At 47.8% G+C, this 19,625-nt stretch carries 19 protein-coding genes and 1 pseudogene; 5 read left to right on the top strand and 15 right to left on the bottom strand.

Annotated elements, in window-relative coordinates; genetic code table 11:
* Positions 1-10: 10 nt before the first annotated feature.
* From ACVA58_RS09520 to ACVA58_RS09510, 3 genes are read right to left on the bottom strand one after another with little or no spacing between them, the layout of a single operon-like run.
* Positions 11-688 (bottom strand): ChrR family anti-sigma-E factor, encoded by a 678-nt coding sequence (locus tag ACVA58_RS09520; RefSeq protein ID WP_446510207.1) that lies wholly within the window; start codon positions 686-688, stop codon positions 11-13.
* Positions 681-1,298: a sigma-70 family RNA polymerase sigma factor gene (locus ACVA58_RS09515; RefSeq protein WP_446510206.1), complete on the bottom strand. Its 618-nt coding sequence runs from the start codon at positions 1,296-1,298 to the stop codon at positions 681-683. Before ACVA58_RS09515 ends, ACVA58_RS09520 begins: the two co-directional genes overlap by 8 nt.
* A 45-nt stretch (positions 1,299-1,343) precedes the next feature.
* Positions 1,344-1,979 carry a hypothetical protein gene (locus tag ACVA58_RS09510; protein ID WP_446510205.1) on the bottom strand — a complete coding sequence of 212 codons (636 nt, stop codon included), beginning with the start codon at positions 1,977-1,979 and terminating at the stop codon, positions 1,344-1,346.
* Between the two features lie 165 nt (positions 1,980-2,144).
* On the opposite strand from ACVA58_RS09510, the gene ACVA58_RS09505 reads away from it, so the two are divergent.
* The gene (locus tag ACVA58_RS09505; RefSeq protein WP_446510204.1) at positions 2,145-3,593 is read left to right on the top strand and encodes a DUF4397 domain-containing protein; all 1,449 of its coding nucleotides are present in this window, start codon (positions 2,145-2,147) and stop codon (positions 3,591-3,593) included.
* A 70-nt stretch (positions 3,594-3,663) separates the two neighbouring features.
* Here the strand turns inward: ACVA58_RS09505 and ACVA58_RS09500 are convergent, their stop codons facing one another.
* Both ACVA58_RS09500 and ACVA58_RS09495 read right to left on the bottom strand, forming a co-directional pair.
* Positions 3,664-5,130: a sodium:solute symporter family transporter gene (locus ACVA58_RS09500; protein WP_446510203.1), complete on the bottom strand. Its 1,467-nt coding sequence runs from the start codon at positions 5,128-5,130 to the stop codon at positions 3,664-3,666.
* A gap of 21 nt (positions 5,131-5,151) precedes the next feature.
* A complete protein-coding gene (locus tag ACVA58_RS09495; RefSeq protein ID WP_446510202.1) occupies positions 5,152-6,921 on the bottom strand; it encodes an FAD-dependent oxidoreductase in 1,770 nt (589 codons plus the stop codon).
* Between the two features lie 289 nt (positions 6,922-7,210).
* Between ACVA58_RS09495 and ACVA58_RS09490 the strand changes: the two genes are divergently transcribed.
* Positions 7,211-8,206 (top strand): LacI family DNA-binding transcriptional regulator, encoded by a 996-nt coding sequence (locus ACVA58_RS09490; RefSeq protein ID WP_446510201.1) that lies wholly within the window; start codon positions 7,211-7,213, stop codon positions 8,204-8,206.
* A gap of 31 nt (positions 8,207-8,237) precedes the next feature.
* On the opposite strand, the gene ACVA58_RS09485 is transcribed toward ACVA58_RS09490, so the two are convergent.
* The 3 genes from ACVA58_RS09485 to ACVA58_RS09475 form a co-directional block, all read right to left on the bottom strand.
* On the bottom strand, positions 8,238-8,534 hold the full coding sequence (locus ACVA58_RS09485; protein ID WP_446510200.1) for a DUF6482 family protein: 297 nt from the start codon (positions 8,532-8,534) through the stop codon (positions 8,238-8,240).
* A 201-nt stretch (positions 8,535-8,735) separates the two neighbouring features.
* Positions 8,736-8,984 carry a CG2 omega domain protein gene (locus ACVA58_RS09480; RefSeq protein WP_446510199.1) on the bottom strand — a complete coding sequence of 83 codons (249 nt, stop codon included), beginning with the start codon at positions 8,982-8,984 and terminating at the stop codon, positions 8,736-8,738.
* A 63-nt stretch (positions 8,985-9,047) separates the two neighbouring features.
* Positions 9,048-9,662, bottom strand: a complete 615-nt coding sequence (locus ACVA58_RS09475) for a TetR/AcrR family transcriptional regulator (RefSeq protein ID WP_446510198.1) — start codon at positions 9,660-9,662, stop codon at positions 9,048-9,050.
* Positions 9,663-9,782: 120 nt separating this feature from the next.
* On the opposite strand from ACVA58_RS09475, the gene ACVA58_RS09470 reads away from it, so the two are divergent.
* Positions 9,783-10,961 (top strand): MBL fold metallo-hydrolase, encoded by a 1,179-nt coding sequence (locus ACVA58_RS09470; RefSeq protein WP_446510197.1) that lies wholly within the window; start codon positions 9,783-9,785, stop codon positions 10,959-10,961.
* A 69-nt stretch (positions 10,962-11,030) separates the two neighbouring features.
* Here the strand turns inward: ACVA58_RS09470 and ACVA58_RS09465 are convergent, their stop codons facing one another.
* Together ACVA58_RS09465 and ACVA58_RS09460 are read right to left on the bottom strand one after the other, a co-directional pair.
* Entirely contained in the window at positions 11,031-11,408 is a 378-nt protein-coding gene (locus ACVA58_RS09465; protein WP_446510196.1) for a DUF2541 family protein, read from the bottom strand.
* Positions 11,409-11,563: 155 nt separating this feature from the next.
* Positions 11,564-12,922, bottom strand: coding sequence for a hemolysin family protein (locus ACVA58_RS09460; RefSeq protein ID WP_446510195.1), 1,359 nt, complete (start codon positions 12,920-12,922; stop codon positions 11,564-11,566).
* 184 nt (positions 12,923-13,106) lie between these two features.
* Here ACVA58_RS09460 and ACVA58_RS09455 point away from each other — a divergent pair, with 184 nt between their 5' ends.
* Positions 13,107-13,598, top strand: coding sequence for a GNAT family N-acetyltransferase (locus ACVA58_RS09455; RefSeq protein ID WP_446510194.1), 492 nt, complete (start codon positions 13,107-13,109; stop codon positions 13,596-13,598).
* A gap of 63 nt (positions 13,599-13,661) precedes the next feature.
* Here ACVA58_RS09455 and ACVA58_RS09450 read toward each other — a convergent pair whose 3' ends face one another.
* Together ACVA58_RS09450 and ACVA58_RS09445 are read right to left on the bottom strand one after the other, a co-directional pair.
* Positions 13,662-14,321, bottom strand: coding sequence for a cupin domain-containing protein (locus tag ACVA58_RS09450; protein WP_446510193.1), 660 nt, complete (start codon positions 14,319-14,321; stop codon positions 13,662-13,664).
* A gap of 56 nt (positions 14,322-14,377) precedes the next feature.
* Positions 14,378-15,180 (bottom strand): annotated as a pseudogene (locus ACVA58_RS09445) (SDR family NAD(P)-dependent oxidoreductase).
* A 104-nt stretch (positions 15,181-15,284) separates the two neighbouring features.
* Here ACVA58_RS09445 and ACVA58_RS09440 point away from each other — a divergent pair.
* Positions 15,285-15,620: a winged helix-turn-helix transcriptional regulator gene (locus ACVA58_RS09440; RefSeq protein WP_446510192.1), complete on the top strand. Its 336-nt coding sequence runs from the start codon at positions 15,285-15,287 to the stop codon at positions 15,618-15,620.
* Positions 15,621-16,199: 579 nt separating this feature from the next.
* Here the strand turns inward: ACVA58_RS09440 and ACVA58_RS09435 are convergent.
* From ACVA58_RS09435 to ACVA58_RS09425, 3 genes are all read right to left on the bottom strand, one after another.
* Positions 16,200-16,520, bottom strand: coding sequence for a hypothetical protein (locus ACVA58_RS09435; RefSeq protein ID WP_446510191.1), 321 nt, complete (start codon positions 16,518-16,520; stop codon positions 16,200-16,202).
* A 176-nt stretch (positions 16,521-16,696) separates the two neighbouring features.
* Positions 16,697-18,565, bottom strand: a complete 1,869-nt coding sequence (locus ACVA58_RS09430; RefSeq protein ID WP_446510190.1) for a bifunctional 2',3'-cyclic-nucleotide 2'-phosphodiesterase/3'-nucleotidase — start codon at positions 18,563-18,565, stop codon at positions 16,697-16,699.
* Between the two features lie 11 nt (positions 18,566-18,576).
* Positions 18,577-19,449, bottom strand: coding sequence for a LysR substrate-binding domain-containing protein (locus ACVA58_RS09425; protein WP_446510189.1), 873 nt, complete (start codon positions 19,447-19,449; stop codon positions 18,577-18,579).
* Positions 19,450-19,625: the final 176 nt, after the last annotated feature.

The following is a 19,625-nucleotide window of genomic DNA, read 5'->3' as shown; positions in this document are numbered from 1 at the left end:
AGTTTGGTTGCTAACGCCTGAAGAACAATTGGCTGAATGGATTGAGCAAGGTAGCGAGCCCCGAGGTGAAATGCAACGGTGCATTGAGCAAGGTTAAGCATAAACAATCCTGCCCTTCGCGGGTTCTTGGCAGGTGTTTGTCCTCTTGGGTCTGGACAATGAAATCACCTGTCTGATAGGTACCGTCCTCGTCATAGAATTCACCCGCCAGCACCAAGGTAATCTCTTGTCCTTGATGGGTATGCTCTGGTAAAGCGCTGTCAGAGTCCATATAGATGAAATTCATTTGGCTGTCACCGCTGACGTCGACTTGAGCCCGTTTGATGTTGCCCGGCAAGCGGGACCAAGGACCTATCTTGTCATTGTGCCGCTGTAATATCGATGGAAGTGGGTATGTTTTGTCTTCCAGTGCTAATTGGCTAGCAGGAGCCTCATCGAGTACCGGAATATCGACAGAATCTTGGGCCATGATGTCCATCATCATTGCATTCAGTGAAGGTGATAACGTTGCGGGCTCGCTTTTCTCTAGCTGTCTGGCTTGCTCGGCTTCAATGGACGACAGTTTCTGGCGGCAATGAGGGCAAAGCTCCAGGTGAGCACTTAGCATGATACTTGATGATGACTCTAGCTCACCGCAGGCGTAGCGATTGAGGAGGTCATGATTGGGGTGAAAGCGAATATTAGCCATCTAGGGCCTCCTTCATTTTTTGCAGGGCAAGACGTAATCGGCTTTTTACTGTGCCGAGTGGCACATCAAGGGCATCGGCAACATCTTGGTGTGATGCGCCCTGCATACAGACCATCCTAACAACCTCGGCTTGGGCTGGAGGTAGAGCGGCAATGGCATTCTCAAGCTCGTGGCTGACAATGGCATGAAACTCATTGGGAAGCTTGTCATCATCCAGCTCCTCATGGAGGATTGGCCAGAGATCGTCACCTTGTACCCAGTCTTGCTGATGTTTTGATTTTCGAAGTAAATCGAATTTAACATTCCTTGCAACTGAGTAAATCCAAGTCAGAGCGGCTCCTTTAGATTCATCGTAAAGATGAGCTTTGAGCCAGATCTTGAGCATAGTTTCCTGGACAATTTCCATTGCCATCGACTCATCACGTAATTGCTTGCGGGAGAAGTTGAGCAATTTTGGGGCGACGGAAGTAAACAGCTGTTCGTAGCTGCGACGACAGCGGGTATCGGCAATATTGTTGAGTAGCTGTGCCACATCAATGGCGGGCGCTTCATCGTTGATCATAGATTCCTTGCTGATCCCGGACTGCATTACTGCATGTGTTCTCATCATAACCCTATCTGCAAAGCATATGTCTGTTTGCAATAAACGCCAAAACTAATTGAAACGATCACTTTGGTGAATGATTTTTTTCAGATACCTGATACACAGTCGGGCATCTGGGGATTTAAGCAGCCGCTGCTTTTTGTCTAAGGGGATAGGGAGTATCTCCAGCCAACGCCAGCAAACCCAATTAGTATTGAGTTGATGGGGTGTGCCCTCAAGGAGTGCTGCAGAAAATGCTGCTTCATGTTCAAGCCTGATCGGATGGTGACGTTCACTAGGATGGAATTGATGGGTACATTCAATGAGGCGAGCAACCAAAATATCATCCATGGGGAGATAACTGTTTTGCCATAGTGGGTAGAGCTGTCCTTCGAGTTTTTGCTGTTTGGTCACTGCTGAAGTGACTCTGCCCCAGTGTTCAATTGCTAACTTGAGTTTAATTTGACTTTCGCTGAGCCAATCTACATCTTCGATAGCAGCAAACATGATGATATCGCCGTTGTTGTTGGCAGCTTGTCCTGAATCATCTTGCATCACTAACCAAAGACCGCCCGCGCGCAGGCCATCAGATACCGTATGCGTGAAGCTGTATCCGGTACCACTGATTTTGCCATTACCCATAGGCATAAAATGTTCAGTGCACTTAAGAAAGGGTAAACGCTTACATTCGTTACTGGTTAGCGACACTATGCAATCTCCTTTTTTTAATATTTACGCGGTGAAATCGAGTTTGGATGACTAGGTGTTTCTAGTGGGGCCGAGAAAATCTTAAAAATGAGATTATTTTTTGTGATCGGATAAAAGCATGGCATGCGTATTTATCGTCACAGTCAAACGTTGAGGAACGAACTGATGAATGCCAAGCCAGTAACACTTGCCGTAATTTCTGCCATTGCACTTTCAGGTTGTTTAGACAGTGATGATGACGATACAACAACCGCGACTTCTAAGTTGCGCGTAACCCATGCCAGCAGTGATGCACCGCTCGTAGCTATCAATCTCAATGGAACAACGGTTGAAGGCTTGGAGATGGTCGACTATCAAGTTGCCAGCGGGTTATTGTCTGTAGACAGTGGTACCTACGAGGTTGCTGTTGAAGCCTTGCTCACTGGCGAAGATACCCTGGAAGTGATCAATGAGAATCTCGATTTCGCGCCGGACATGCAATACGACGTGTTTGCCGTTGGTCAGACTGCGGATATCGCGCCAGTTGTTCTCAGTCGAGAAGATATTGCCCCTACAGGTGACGAAGTGCGCTTGGACGTACTGCATGCCCATCCCGATGTGCCTCCTGTCGATATTTACCTTACCACCGACGAAGCGATTACCGATGCTGATCCTGCAGTGCCCGGACTAGGATTCGCCATCGACAGTGATATTCTGCCTGTCACTATTGAACCTGGCACCTATCGTATTCGTGTCACCGTCAGTGGTTCGAAGGATGTTGCCTTTGATAGTGGCGAACTGGATTTGGCTGGTGGTAGTGATTTAATGATCTCTGCCGTGCCTAATGTCGGCGGGGGAGCTGTATCGCCTGTGAACCTCCTTGTCGCTGACGGCGAAGGCGTAGCAGTACTGCGTAGCACCGGAGAAAAAGCCACAGTAAGAGTGGTACATGCTGTTGATGATGCTCCACCAGTAGATGTACTGGCTTCAGGTGCACAGGTTGATGGTTTAACTAACATCGAATTCAAAGAGTTCCGCAGTTTGGATGTCGATGCAGGAAGTTATGATCTTGGTGTCGCTGCTTCATCTGATAATTCATTAGTGGTGATCGAAGCGCCGGGAGTGGAATTTACCGCCGGTAGTGCAACTAGCATTTATGCGATGGGTAAATTAGACAATGTGACGGATGAAACGATTGAACCCGTGGTTATTGAAGAAGATCTCCGTTCAGTTGCAACCTATGCCAAGGTACGTGTTGTCCATGCCAGTCCAACCGCAGGCGGTTTGGGGCTCGTTGATATCCATGCTTCAGCTGATGGTATGTTCAGTGAATCAACCATTGTACTTGAAGGTGTCGACTTTACTGAAAGTGCTGTACTCAACGTGCCTGCTGGTACTTATATGCTCGCAGTCATCCTGCAAGGTGATGATACCTTTACTCCAGCCGTTGAAGCGACAGCCATGGTTGAAGACGGTGGTGTGTATTCAGTTGTTGCCACGGATGATTTTGCTGGCGGCTTGTTACTCAATGTCGATAATTCCGCTAATGCAGGAGCGGACGAGGATGCGGATGTAGACGATGCGATGGATGCGGACTCTGAAGAAGAGGTCGATCCTGAAACTGTCGTAGAATAATCGGTATTCTAATGATGAAAAAGCCATACCTCGGGATGGCTTTTTTGTCACGTGTAAAGTTATTGTTTCGTTAGCTAGTGGTTGAGGCGACCGTTAGCTGCTTTTTTTTCATTATATTATCCGCAATCAGCAGCATCGCAATGGGTACAAGAAGTCCAACCGCCTGATTCATCACGCCCATGTTGGCCGCAACCCCGTCAATTTTTGACAGTACAAACTGTAGTAGGAAGCCTGTGGCAGCCGTCACAACCACCGTCAGATAAGCATGAAGTTTGGTAACTTTACTGACAAACAGTGCCCACAGGGTTGGCATTACCATCGGGCCAACAAACAGGCTAGTTATACTGACAATCAGCTTTTCAGCGCCACCTAAATATGGAATGGAAATACTGATCCCTATCACCAGCATACCCAGCATGATGGTCACCATACGACCGACTTTCATCATCTGCTCATCAGTGGCTTGCGGGTTGATGCGTTTGCCGTAGAACTCGGTCGTGAGAGCGCCGGAGAACACGTTCAGTTCGGAAGAAGCCATACTCGCAGTGGCTGCCAACATTGATGATACGACAAGGCCAAGCATACCCACTGGTAGCACGGCTTGAGCTGACAAAATGTAGGCTTGCTCTGGGTTGGCGTCCGGGTTGATGGTGCTGTAGATAATCGGTGGCAGCATCCAGAGTATCGGTGTGATGATGTAGAGCGCACCGAACAGGTAAGAGGCCTTACGGGCATCTTTTGGCGACTCGACACACAGGTGACGCTGGACGAAAGCCCACTCACCGCCGACTTTGAACACATGCACCAAGATCCAACCGAAGATGAAGATCTGGGTATAGCTGCTGTTGAAGAACGACAGGTGCCCTTCCGGTAGATTGGCTAGAATGTTTTCGCTACCGCCGCCAAGGCTGTAAATCATCGGTAGGATCAGGCAGACCGACAACATCAGCACTATAAACTGGGTGAAGTCAGTTAGTAATACTGCCCACAACCCTCCGAGGAAGGTGTAGAGGATAATCACCGTACCGACAATAAAAATCAGCCAGTTAACACTTAAAAAACCATTGTCATCGGCAAAGAAATTGCCTGATGACAGTGGGATCAGCGAGCTGACAATGACAGCAACGGAATAAAGCGCGACCGATACACCGATAATGCGGGTAACGATACCCAGCCAGGTGTACATTTGCAGTACCCCTTGCCCGTATTGTTTACCCACGAACTCTGCGGCGGACGTCGCACCGGATTCCTTCCATTTACCGGCAAAGAAGTAACCGGCAATAAGAGCGGCTACGCCCATGCTCATGCAGACGGTTATGGCGACCACACCGAGGCGGTAGGCGACACCACCCCATACCACGAAGGTACCAGCAGAGAACATGGTCATATACGCTGAAATGCCTGACATCCACCACGGTGATTTCCCGCCGGCAGAAAACATTTCAGCACTGTTGGTCATCCGCTTGGATGACCAGTAGCCAATCCCAACCATGCCGGCCAGGAAAGCTATGAGGACTATTACGTCTAAGATGCTCATCGTTTCATTCCTATATCGTTATTAGAATACTTTAACTTCGAAGATTCGGGCACAAGGATCGCCATGGGTTGCTGTGACTGTGATCTGGATAGCATCACAGTCAACGGGCTTTTCGAGTGCGATCTTGTTGTGGCGTAGGTGGTTTTCGGTAACAGAGTGTTGGTGGACGACTTGGCCGCCCAGTAGGTAGTCAATGCGGTAGTCTTTGACAATCTCCAGCGGGAAGCCTTCTCGTTGGGCTGCTTTGTTGGGCTTGGAGATGGTGATCATGAGTTCGTTCGACAGATTGGAGTCGAAGTTGAGGATCATTTCCGAGGTATTGATAGTACGGCCGAAGTCTAGTTTTAGCATTACGCCGTTTTCAGTCAGCGGCTGGGAAATCCATAGGTTTTGCTGATCGCCAATATTACGCTGCAAGCCATTAATGACCTTGTTTGCTTCAAAGCCGGTTTGCTCGGAAGATGCGGTTGCGGTTGCTTGTAGGGCAAGGTTGTTTGGATCGGTGTCTTTAACACCGAACAGGTAACAGTCATCTTTGAGCAAGCGGTATTGCAGTTCTTTGATGTGGGAGTTCACATCGCGCGGAGTCAACGATTTCTCGATGGTCATTGCAGCGGCAGTACCGATTGCCTGACCAATCACGCCACAGGTTGCCATCACCCGAGTTGAACCGAAGGCCATGTGTGAGGCACTGATGTTTCGACCACCGACAAATAGGTTACTGATATTGCGGGAATACAGGCTGCGGTATGGGATGGCGTACATGTCGTTGGTTTCGATCCACTTGGTAGGTGAATCCTTGCTTTTCAGACCGTCTTTGACGTGCATGTCCATTGGCCAGCCACCGTAGGCAACCGTATCCTTGAAGACTCGGGCACCAAACAAATCGTTGGCATTCAATACGTAATCACCTAATACCCGGCGACTATCGCGCTTGCCCGGCAGCATACCAACCCAATCCAGCACATAGTTGTCGGCACCATGATCCCCGCCGTTCTTGATGTGATCCCAAATACCATAGACCGCCTTGAGCAGTTCATCGCGGATCACTTCTCCATCACGGGTGGTATTGAGATCAGTGCCGCCTAGCTCGATCCACCAGTAACCGGCAGTGATGTCTTTGTGGCTGCGATCATTCAGATCGTCTTCGGTATAGGTATTGGCCCAGCTAGGCTTTTTGAACGGCACCGGATATCCCATGTCCTTGGACTCAAACATCAGGGTATTGCCCATCATCACATTGTCAGGTTGTTCTGGTGCGAGCTCTTCATCGTATTCATGGCTGGCTTCACGGCCGGTACGGATATCCGCTCCGGCGCGCAGCGATAGCACAGCATCACCAGAGGTATCGACAAAGTTACTGGCGAAAAACTCAAAGCGGCGTTCTGTGGTCGTTTGTTCAGCTTTTAGCGATACGATGCGATCACCTTCCATTTGCACGTCTGTCATATGGGTATTGAGGAACAGATCCAAATTGTCTTGGAAGGTGGCTTTTTCCCACAGCACAGTATCGAGCACGGAGAAAGAGTGCTGCGGATTGATCAAGCGATTATCGAGCAAGATCTCTTCGACGATCCCTGTTTCGCGGGCATTTTGTTTACTGGCGTGATAATCAGCACCGCAGATGTGCATCCGCACTTCAGAGCTGGCATTCCCCCCTAATACCGAGCGGTTTTGGATCAGTGCGACTTTCGCCCCATGGCGTGCTGCGGCCAATGCTGCACAGACGCCGGAGATCCCGCCACCGACAACAACAATCTCATACTGGCGGCTTTCAAAGGTGTTATTCATACCGGTTACTCTTAATTTAATGAACGCTTTTTTGCTTGCTTAAGCGTTTAAGCAGGTTTGAGGTGATAATAGTCAGCTCAGTAGGATGTGAAAACGTTTTCCCTGTGAAAATGTGATCTTGTTAAAGTTGCCAAGTGGCGCTCTGTGCGCTGGCTCATGTTTCGGTATAATGCTTGCAACTGAGATGTTCATACGCTGAATGGTACGTAGGGCATCGTTAAGCAAGTCTTTTTTAGCGAGAAAGCTGAGGTCTATGCTGAGAGGTTTAGGCGAGGTGATGGAGTAATAAATGGCAGCGACATTAAAAGATATTGCCAAAGTGGCAGGTGTTTCGGCAGTGACGGTGTCGTATGTACTGAACAATAAAAACCGGGTGAGCGAAGCAACCAAAGCCAAGGTGATGGAAGCGGCGAAATCGCTGAATTATGTGCCAAACCGTGCGGCTAAAATGCTTGCAAGCAAGTCGACCAAACATATTTGCCTTGTTATCTCGGGCCCAGATTATGAGTACCTGACCAATCCGTATATCTATAAGTTGGTTAATGGGATCGGAGCATCGTTGAATCAGCATGGTTATGAGCTGACTTTACGTATGGCCAAGGCGGAAAACGAACTGACATTTATCCATGGGGAATTGAACTCTAATCTTTATGACGGGTTATTGATTTGGGGTACCCGAATGCCAGACGAACAGTTTCTTTCGCTATTTGATCATAAAGTGCCAATTGTCTCTATTGCCAGGGATCTTAAGGATGACGCTGTCAATGCGGTGCTGGTCGAGCACTACCAGTCTGCTTATCGAATGACCCAGTACTTGGTCGAGAGCGGTTACCGAAAAATCATGTTCCTTGGTAAATTGGATGTGATTAAAGCGGCGCGGGATCGTTTCGAGGGATATCGTCAGGCCTTACAGGATAACGGTATCGAATTTGACGAGAGTTGGGCTTACAAAGCGGATTACTATCAGGAAGATGCCTACCGGATTGTGTCTGAGATGAAAGAAATTGATTTTGACGCTGTGTTTGCCGCGTCAGATTTGATGGCAATTGGCGCAATGAAAGCCTTGTTGGAAAAAGGATTATCTATCCCGAGCGATATCGCTGTTGCTGGATTTGATAATATCCCCAACAGTGACATGTTGCCGGTGGGGTTAACAACAGTCGATACCCCCATCTTTCAGTTGGGATCGCAGGCAGCGACCATGCTGGTCAATGTGATCGAAGAGCAAGAAACCGAGCGAAAGATTGAGCTCGGTACTGAACTGATGATCCGTCAGTCAGCATAACCAACACTGCGGCTACAGGTGGGCAAGTGAGTTAGAATGTAATTTCGTAGCGAACTTTTCCACCTGCACCCTCACTACAACCAATCATTTCATCGTAGGGCGTGATCATTTCAAATACCGCTTGGTGGATACCAAGTTTACAGAGCTTTTCTTTTGCTTCATGCAGTGATTGTCCAGTTACCGAATGGTGATCGCGGTCCTTCAAGTGGTAAAAGTTACCTCTGTCGTCTTCACCACCAATCAAGTAGCAGGTTGAGTCTGCGGTATTGATAATCGTTGGCGTGAATTGTCCTCGCTTCATCAATGATAGCAATGCTTCCTGAGTCATCGTTATACTCCTAATTACTAACCGCTGTGATATGTGTTTTGTGATTAACGCTGAAAGCTAAGTAAGCGATCACTTGCCCTAACGGTAATGTATGCTGTCATTGTGAACTTTGGATGTCAGAATCAATGTTGATACATAGTTAACTGTGGGGGGATTGGTTGTCGGGCGGAGTGCTTGTCCCGCCCAATGGAGAGTGATGGCTCAGTAGGTTTCTTTTTTGGGTTTCTTATCTTTTTTATTACCTTTGCCCGGGTTGTCATTGCCGTGAACACTGCGGTTTTCTTGGTTCTTTTTCCATTGCTCACACTCTTCCGAGGTGATTTTGACATTGTCCGACTCTAGTTTTAGGCAGTCTTTACTGAGCTCGAACCCGTCGCCAGAGATCTTCACATCAGCACATACTCCCATGCTAATGAGCAGGGTAAATAGGCAAGCCAAAGCACGGTACATGGCATATTCCTTGTTGTGGATTTCACAATAAGTGTAGAAGTTCTTATATCTCTGTGTTGTCGGTTAGTTAGGCTTAACTTCATAGGCCGCGATAAACTGTTTAACTGCCGATTTTATGGTGGCCTGCTGAACATTAGCATCTGGTGCTGGCATATGGGTCATGATTTGAGGCCAGAAAATAGTGGCCTTCAAGCTGGCGATAAACTGCTCTGAAGCAATATCAGGATGGGCGACATCAAGTTTGCCGGCTTCAATGCCATCTTGGATCCAGTGGGTGAGGCCATTGCAGCCATCGAGAGGCTGAAACTTCTCGACCATTAACATCGCCAGCTCTTTGGAGCGGATACACTCGCTCATGACCACCCTGGCAACAGCCATGAAACAGGGGCTGCAGAGTAACTCTACTTCCTGTTGGGCGATGTGATTCAACTGCGATTCAACGCTTTGAGCTTGGATAAACGGAATGGCACTGATCACCTTCACATTGGACACAAGTCGCTCAACAATGACTTCGAACAAGCTCTCTTTGGTCGGGTAATACTTGTAAAGCGTTCGCTTGGAGACTTCGGCTTTTTTCGAGATAGCTTCCATACTCGCCTGTTCTAGCCCTTTTTCTGAAAAAATTTCCAGTGCAGCACTGACGATATTTTCCTGTTTTATTTCAGCGACTTTACCCATAAAAATTACCCATATACGTAATGATGTAGAATTAAAAGGTAAACGGGTGTGTTTACTTTCTAAGTTTAATGGCTATGATGAAAAGTATACACCATCGTTTACTTTTGAGGCTAGCAACAAATGAAAACTACACTGAAAGCATCTTTGGTTGCCGTAATGGGTGCCCTTGGCTTAGTGGTATACAACAGTGGAAGTGCAAATACAGACGGCAGTTATCTGCGTAGCCAGGAGATCCGGGAAGCGCGTATTGCCAGCTCGCCTCAATTCAAAGATGGCAAAGCCATTAGTCATATGCCCAGTGTCACAAGTGAAGAGGGTATGCTGTCGGTCATGTGGAAATTCTTCATGCAGCGCGATCAGCTTAAACCCCAGCAACGTCTTCAGTTCCAGGCGGTAGATACTCCATCGCTAGAGCAGCCGAGCGACGCTTTGCGTGTTACTTGGTTGGGGCATTCGTCTTTGTTTCTTGAAGCTGACGGTATGCGCATGCTGATTGACCCGGTATTTGATTACGCATCACCGTCAGCATTCTCCAGAATGTTTTCTCGCAATGTCGATGCACCGGTCAGCCGTGAAAGCTTGCCTCAGCCGGATGTGATTTTAATCTCCCATGACCACTACGATCATTTGGAAGAGAAAACCGCCCGTTTTTATGCTGATAAAAACGTGAGGTTTTTCGTTCCACTAGGCGTGGGTCGCCATCTTGAAAAGTGGGGGGTGAAACCAAGCAATATCGAAGAGTTTGACTGGTGGGAAAGCGTTGCCGTCGGTACAGTACGTATTACCTCGGCGCCAGCCAACCATAACTCAGGTCGTGGCTTGTTCGATAGCAACAGTACCCTTTGGTCATCATGGGCAATTCAGGCTGAAGCGGGCAGTGTGTTCTTTAGTGGTGATTCGGCCTATGGCGATCATTTTAAACAAATTGGCGAGCGGTTAGGTCCGTTTGATATGACCTTTATCGAGGTCGCGGCAAATGTCAAAGATGGCAAAGGCTACCCGGTAGAAGGCTGGGGCCATATGCAGGCCGCCCATACCATGCAGGCTCACCTTGACGTCGGCGGTGATAAACTGTTTCCTGTCCATTGGTCAACGTTTGAATTGTTCCTGCACAAATGGGATGAGCCGGTTAATGATCTGATTGCTGAGGCGCAAACTCATAATGTGGAATTGGTGACTCCCTTGATTGGTCAAAGTTTGAATATGTCACAGCCTTTCCAGACGACATATTGGTGGCAGGGTAGCGAGCAGTGGCAGGCCGACTCTGAGGTGACCCAGCTGGCTTATCATACTGAATGACCTCAGTGTAATGGAACAGTGCAAAGGCAACGGCAAATACCGTTGCCTTTTTTATGATGTAGAAGGCGGTTATTGCCGTCCGTACACCCTGACACCTGCCGATGAGTCTTCGGCCTTGCCGAATACTTCCAAGTTCTTCACGCAGCGGGTGTAAGCAAACTTGCGCCAGTCCGTTTGGTCATGCTTATCCAGTTTACGATGGAAATGGATGGTCTTGGTGTCGTCATTGTTGAAGGTAACCACTATTCGCTCTAAACGCATATCGCGCTCGGCTTTCACTTTTATCGCATCAACCCGACGGCATACTAGCAAGGGGATCTGTGCGCCGTGATCGCTTTTACCTAGCAAGATAGTTCTGCCCAAGGTGATTTTGTCGTCAGCTTGGGCAAGAGTAGAAGCACCAAGCAAGCCAAGACCCAGTGCCAATAACATGAAATGTGTTTTCATCGATAATCTTCAGAAATAACAGCGATGCTGTTAGGCCAATTACTGTGGTGAGTGTGGTTGTTCACCGGTTGTCGGCGGAATATACCCGCGAATTTACTCATCAAAGACAGGGTAATGTAAAATATTGCTGTCAGCCTTCTTTATTTGTTTTGTCTTCAGTTGTTATTTTTTGCATCGGTAGTGTTACCGTCTGTTATATCGGCTTTGACATCAGCATCGTTATCTACAGGCTCTTGTCGAGTCACATTGATTTTATCGGCCCGGTTACCATCGACTTGGGAAACCTCAAAATGCCAGCCTTCCCATTCAACACTATCACCGACAGTAGGCAGCCTGCTCAGGTTCCACATCAACATACCGTTCAAGGTGTGGTAGCCGTGTTGTGTTTCGTCGGGTAACATTTCGATCTCGAGTAAATCTTTCATCACCAAGATGGGGATCAGTCCATCCATCGACCAACTGCCATCGTCATTTTCTACCGACCAGATATCTTCCGGAGAGCGGGTTTTGAATTCCCCGGCCAAGGCTTCCAAAATATCTTTCGGGGTAACGATACCTTGAACATCTCCGTATTCATCGGCAACAAAGACCATCACATCTCCGGAATGGCGGAAATGTTCCAGCAATTGGTTGCCGGTCCAGTTTTCCTGGATAAACACCGGCGGCAGCAGGTAATGCTCTATCGGGCCGCGAGGTTGGGCGATGTGATATTGCAGTAATTGTTTGGTGGTAATGACCCCTTTGGGATTATCCATATTGCCTTGGATCACCGGGAAATGCTGGTGGCTGGATGCAATCAGATAGTTAAGGTTGCTCTCGCTGGGTTTGTCTAAATCCAGCGTCACAATTTCACTGCGCGGCGTCATCAGCGAGGTGACTTTACGATCATCAAAATGAAAGACATTTCTGACCATGGCGTGTTCCTGCTTTTCTATCACCCCATTTTGTGAGCCTTCTGCGAGCACAGCCTTGATATCTTCTTCGGTCAGCACATCGGCTTGGTTATCTTGGTTGTGTTTTCCGAGCAGCTTTAAGGTGAATTCGGTCGATGCTGTTAGCAAGAAAACAAATGGCCGTGACAGGCTGGCCAACACGGTCAGAGGGCGTGCCATCAGGCGGGCTATGCTTTCTGGGTTGAGTTGAGCAATACGCTTTGGAACGAGTTCGCCAATCACTATGGACAGGTATGTAATACCAACAACAACGATGGTGGTCGCGGTAACTGAACTGGTTTTAGCATTGAGGCCAAACTGCTGTAAATGTTCAGCCAGTGGGCCTGCAAGGGCGGCTTCGCCGAAAATCCCGTTGAGGATCCCGATTGCGGTAATACCAATCTGCACGGTAGATAGAAAGCGAGTGGGTTCTTCGCCAAGTTTGATGGCACTTACCGCGCCTTTGTCTCCATTGCCTGCGAGTTTTTGCAGGCGACTTTTCCGTGCAGTGACCAGAGCGATTTCTGACATGGCAAATACGCCATTGAGCAGAATAAGGCCGGCCAAAATAAGCACGTCCATGAGGTTCTCCTTCATGTTAGAGGCAACTGCCTCTAAGCATATATGTTGGGTTGAAAGTAAGTTGTGACGTGGAAAAGAAGTGTGAACATAGCGAGTCAGCTTGGGGATGAAAACAGAGAAATATTTATCTTCAGCAGTAAAAAATTTTATTAAGATAGCGGTAGCAAAATAAAGGAAAATTAACATGAAGATAGAGATGACTTTCTCAACCAACCGATTGGATGCCGTGACGCTTGATCAATCGATGCCGGGGATCCAAGCGGAAATCATGACCATGTTTACCGAGTCTGTCAGCCGTTACCTACCGCCCTCTTGTCAGAACTTTACCTCCACTGATGATGTGGATCGTTGGCTGGACAGCATGGCGCAAACTGGTGCCGTATTGAGGCTTACGTATCAAAAGCAGGTTGCGGGGTATCTATTTGTTTTTCCAGAATCAGATAATGGTTACCGCTTGGGCTATGTGCTGGCTGAAGCCCAATGGGGCAAAGGGCTGGCAACCGAGGCAATGCAGGGACTGGTGTCTTATTTGAGTGAGCAAGAGCACGCTGCTAGGTTTATTGCTGGTGTGGAGCCTGACAATGTAGGATCGGTCAAGGTGTTGAAGAAACTGGGCTTTGCTTATGATTATTCTGAGCAGGACGTGGACTATTACTCGTTATCCGTTGTGCAATAATGGTTACAGCAACTACACGCCGAACGCGAACAGTTCGGCGTGATAGATTCATTGCTCATACACTTAACCGCCTTGCTGCGGTAAATGCCCTGTTTTTACCAAGATAACCGTTTCTTGCTCGACAAAGGGGAAGTGCTCGCTCAGGTGCGGACTGCGCAGCCAGGTGCCTGTCGGGTATTGGCCAAGCTCATCCTGAAACTGACCGGAGAGTATCAATATTTCTTCCCCTCCCCAGTGGCGGTGGGGCTGGAACCGTTCACCGGCTGGCCATTTTACCAAGGCGGTGTGCTGGTGGCCAAACTCATGCAGCGGCATGACCTGAAGACCGCCGATACCTGCGAGCCAAGGTGTTTGATTGGTATCGATGCGGATTCGTTGGCTGTCTTGCGGTAAAAACTGGTTGAGTTTAACGAAGATAGTACAGCCTTGCTTGCTGAACGGCGCGTGTTGGCTCCCCGGCGGATTACGGATATAAGTTCCGGGACCGAAATCACCAGTTTCATCCGAAAAAACGCCGTCGAGAACAAAGATTTCCTCACCCATAGGGTGAGGATGAGGGGCAAATGACGAGCCTGCTGCGTAGCGCACGATACTCGTGGTGTGGCCTGCCTCTTTGGCTTGCCGTTCAAGTGGCTTGCGCCACACCCCGCTAGCGGGGCTGGGCAGCCACTCCATTTTTTCGGTGTTTATGACCAAGCGTTGCTGAAAATCCATATTGAGCATGCGTGCCCCCGATGTTGATTGTGTTTAGTTCGTCGTTAACTGCATTATGGGCAGGGTTAGTTTCGGCCAGCCATTACCCCTCCATCGATATCCCAGATAGCCCCCGTGACCCAGTTGGCCTCATCGGACAGCAAGAAACAAATGCTGTTGGCAATGTCCTCAGGGGTGCCGATCCTACCTATCGGGTGGAAATCGTTGAAGCCTTCAAGTGCCTCATCAATGTGTTCTGGCTCGATAAAAGCACCGTAAATCGGCGTTTTTACAACTGCAGGCGAGACCGCATTCACTCGAATGTTGTGCTCGGCGAGCTCCATAGCCATATGCTGGGTAAGCGCATGCAGCCCTGCTTTTGCCATTGAGTAAGCGCATGCAGCCCTGCTTTTGCCATTGAGTAAGCGGATGATGGCGTTGCTTTGATCGCCTGCTTCGCCCACATTGAGCCAATGTTGACGATGCTGCCACCACCGTGTTTGATCATCTTCTGCGCAACAGCTTGGCTGAGTCTGAACGTTGCACGGTTGAGTTCCATATAAGTATCATAATCGGCCATTGAATGGTCAATAAAGGCTTTGGGATTAAAGTACCCTGCCGCATTAACCAAGTAGTGGATAGCGTCTTCATCATGGGTGAGGGTGTTGATCAGCCTATCGACATCTTGTGTTTCATAGAGATTGGCTTGGATCCCTCTGGCCCTGCCGCCGTCCGCCTTGATCTCACTGATCGCCCGGTTGAGTTTTTCAGGATTATTGCCGACGATAACCACTTCTATATTTTGGTTGCTGAGCTGCTTGGCCGTTGCCAGTCCCATGCCGCTAGTACCACCGATGATGATTGCTTTGCCTGATTGGTTAAAGGTCATTTGTTTTCTCCTGCCTAAGTACGATAAGCTAATCTTAGGTTCACAACTAACCTGCTGAATAGTCAGTACAAATTGGTAGGGTAGGTACTTTTTGGTACATCTTTATGAAAACACAGGAAAACTTTTTTTCACGCAAATCTGCTCCAGAGCGCTCTGCACGTATGGTGGAGACGATTTACGGGTGCAAGTGGTCACTGACGGTATACCATTTGCTGGCGAACGGCATCAATCGGCCGGGTGAAATGGTACGTGCCGTCGAGGGTCTATCAACCAAGGTGCTCAACGAATGCCTGAAGAAGAATGTTGAATTTGGCATCTTGGATAAAGTGGTGTTTAACGAACTGCCATTGCGCGTCGAGTACCATGTCACGCCGTTTGGTAAGAAGTTTCTGAAGATATTGGATGAACTTGAGAAGCTGCAGCAGGACTTAGATCGTTAAATGATGATATAGCTGGTTTTTTGAGAGCAAAAAGCGCCGACTCAATCGACGCTTTTTGTGAGCTTATCGAAATGTGTTTGGAGAAGTTAAAGCTCAAATTCTGGCTGTTTTTTCTTCACGGCATCATGAGTGCCAATATAGAGTAATGTTTGCTCACCTATTCCACGCATGAAAAAAGAGAGACAAGCTGGGCATTGAAGTTTTTCCTGTCCGGTTGTGGTGAGTGGCTTTTCATGCCATTTACGCCTAACTCGGTTTAAACCAGAGGTGCAATAACATTCTGGGCATCGAATTTGTACTCTCATAACATCGTCCTTCTGACCGCTCTGCTTGGTTACAAAGTAACCAGAGAACAGTAAAAAAAACTTGATATGCATCAGGTTTATCAATTGATCTTATGACGTTGCAATGAAGTTTTTTCTAAATGAGACCAAGGTCTTAGAGGGCGTTAACGCGGTGTAACTTGCAGTTACAAAGGGACATATTTAGACGGGAGTAAACAGACTTTCCAGTAGGTGGGAATAGCAATGCAAATGACACGATCCCTGTGTGCAATTAGCCATTGAACTTTGGGTTAAGTTATTCGCTACCTAAAATCGCTTGGCGCTTTAGCATCAGCTCTTTTGACATTGACTGAGCAGTAATACGCATACCTTTTTGCTCTAGACCGATCAGTAATTGCATTCGCAGATTCTCGGCACGCTCTTCTAACGACTGACGTTCATCCACTGGTTTCTCAGCCGCTTTTTCGTAGCAACCAACAATAGATTTAAATAAATGAGATTCAAAGCTGGTTCTTTCCTCCGGCTTGATAGTTTGCGATTCATTTACTTCGCCATTGGCCTTGCGACGGTTGTAGTCTTGGATTTGGTTTTCAGCGATTAGGTCGAATACACTCATAGCACTACTTTTCTTGGGGATAATTCGCGCCCATCATAGCTTCATTGCTTGAATAGACACTGAAAAACGCCTTGGGGAAGTGTTTCTAAATGTGTTTAGGAAGAGATCTAGCTGCTGGAACAGCGATGAGAGGCAGAATAGCCTGAGTCATACTCAGGCCATTCGTTGGGTGCAGCTTAGAAAGAAATCATGTATGTGTTTGATTGCTCTTCGCTTGCGCTATGTTTGATCTGAAGCTTCGAGGTATCAGTAAAGCTTGCGAGTTTTTTCGGGTTGTTGTTGGCTGCGAAACTATATGATTTATCTTTTTCCCCGACTAAGTGCCAGTTACTGCGAACGGCTATGTTCTGATCAGGCTGTGCCAAGTAGGTTTGCAACACATCACGGCTGTTAGGTGAGTCAATGTTGATAAACTCACGGCCTGACTTCATCTCTCGGGCAAAGAACGGCGAATAGCTGCTGGCGATGATGACGAATGTATCATCAGCCTTAACAGGCTCGCCTTGGTAAGAGATATTCTCTACTCGGCCGCTGCCGTCAGCAATTTTATTGCCGAACTGGTTATAAGTTGATGGCTTAGTAAGATTAATATCATAATCGATACCATCAATGGTGTAGTAGAGGAAGGTGAGCGAGTCCGGCTTCACAATCTCGTTGCCTTCAGTTGACGGCTCGATGTACATCGATGCTGACATCTCCAGCCACTCTTTGACTTCGGCCCCGGTAATTTCAAGTGCAGCGAGGGTGGAAGAGTACACCAGTGAGGCAATATCTCGCTTGTTGATATCACCTTTGGCAATATCAAGGAAATAAGCCGGATCTTTGCGGTGGATTGCCGGCGCGGTCGCCGAAAGTACCTTGTCCGTTGGTTTAATGTAGGGTGTGAGGTAGTGCTTTTGTGATTCGCTTACGACCTGGTAGACGCTATCGTTACCCAGTAGGTTGAAATCATTGCTTAAATCTAGGCTAACTTGGCCAACGGTTTTTCCAAACTCTTTAATGACTTCGTTGTGCTGTTGGTTGATACAGGATTCAAGCGGGGCTTTCTGCTCGGCGGTTTCTTTCATTTCATTAGCTGAAACAACAAAGGCGTTACCATCACTTAATTGCCACTGACCGTTCTTTTGTGTCATCGTGATATCGACAACCCCAATATGATCGCCCCACTTGCCCGGTTGTGCTGCAGGTTTGCCTTGGATCAGACCGCGCTCTATATCTACATCTTGTAGGTTGGCATAGCGTTCATTCGGGTAGGTGTTGTGTGAATGACCAAACAGGATCGCATCGACATCTTCGATGCCGGCCAAATGCCATACCACATCTTCCATTCCCTCGGTGTAGTCATCATCGTTTAAGCCTGAGTGAGCAAGCGCGACAACGATATCGGCACCGGCTTTCTTAGCCTCGGTAGCCCACTTTTCAGCATCTGCCAGTTGATCGGCAATGGTAATTTTGCCTTCGAGATGCTGTCGGTTGAGTTGCATGGTTTGTGGCGGCACAAGACCTATATAACCGATATTGAAGGTGTGTTTGGTGCCTTGCTCGGAGATAACCTCTCGCGGCACGATAAGATACGGTTCAAAGTAAGGTTCTTTGCCGTCCTCGCGGTACACATTGGAAGCAAAGTATGGGAAATTTCCGCTGCTATAACTTAGTTGGAGGTAGTCCAAGCCGTAATCGAAATCGTGGTTACCGGGTACGGCGACATCAAAATCGAGTGCATTCATCGCGCAGATGATTGGTGACTGACGGGCATAGGACTCAGGGCTAACGCGAGCCAGATAATCTCCCAATGGGTTGCCGACGAGCAGATCGCCAGTATCGGCAAGGAAGCTATTCTTTACGTCATTGCGGTAGTGCTCTATCTCAGCGACCAGCCCTACGAGACCATATTGCTGACTATTCTGGTTGTTGTAATAGTCAAACTGGCTGATATAGGAGTGGAGATCGGAAGTGCCGATAAACCGGAGTTTCACCTCTTCGCTGTGGGCTAATGGGCTAATGGTCAGCCCTATGGTGAGTGCTGAGATAAACGCTGTTTTCATCCTTAGGCCTCTTATGTGCTTGCGAGTAAATCGATGAGTTTTCGGGTTTTCAAGGGTATGACCGCATTGTTGGGGTACACGGCATACAGTTCGGTTTTCCAAGTAAAGTCATCCAGCAAGCTGACAAGCTCGCCGGACTGAATATGAGGTTCGGTAATAAAGTCCAAGGTAGTGGTTATGCCCATCCCCTTGATGGCATAGCGTGTTAATAGGGACTCACTTTCTGTCTGAATGTATGGGGCGATATCTATTTTTATTTCCTGCCCTTTGTCGATAAACATCCATTTATCCTTGGTCAGGCAGTGGCTGTAGTTCATACATTGATGATTGGTGAGATCCGTCGGTTTTTCAGGCGCGCCATGTCTATCAAGATAATCCGGTGATGCGACAACATAAGTACCTATATTTTTAATTTTTTTGCATTTGTAGGAGCTGTCTTCAAGCTCGCCAATCCGCAACACTACGTCGATTTGTTCATGGATCAGATCGCCGACTTGATTGTCGAAAATAATGTCGAGCTCAAGCTCTGGGTTGGCCTGTAGCAGTTGTTCAAAAGTGTCGGTAATGTGGTTGTCAAACTCCAATACCGCAGGCATTTTCACTCGCAATTTTCCTCTGACTATGTCCTTGCGTTCGTCAATGAAGTCGAAGCATTTATCGACACTGTCGAAGATCTCAGTGCAGCGTTCATACAGGAATTTCCCTTCTTCAGTCAGATTGATCTGCCGCGTTGTGCGTTGGATCAGCGAGCAGCGCAGTTCATGCTCGAGCTGTTTAACGTGCTTGCTTATAACCGATTTCGATAAGCAGAGTTTGTCGGCTGCAACAGAAAAAGAGTTGTTCATGACCACGGTATAAAAGGTGGCCAGTAAATTCAGGTTCATGCTTTTCACCCGGTAATTCCTTATTGCGTAGTGTAAAAGGGAAACGTTTGCTTTTTGGTGATCGTGGTTTTATTAATGTTTCCATTATGGAAACTTATAGTTTCTGTATACCGAAAAAGTAGCCTGTGCAGGAGTGATTTGTGTATTTCGGTGGCTGTTTTGTGAAATGTCACATT

This window comes from Photobacterium sp. DNB22_13_2, from assembly GCF_052873915.1.
This window is presented reverse-complemented; position numbering and strand designations above follow the sequence as displayed.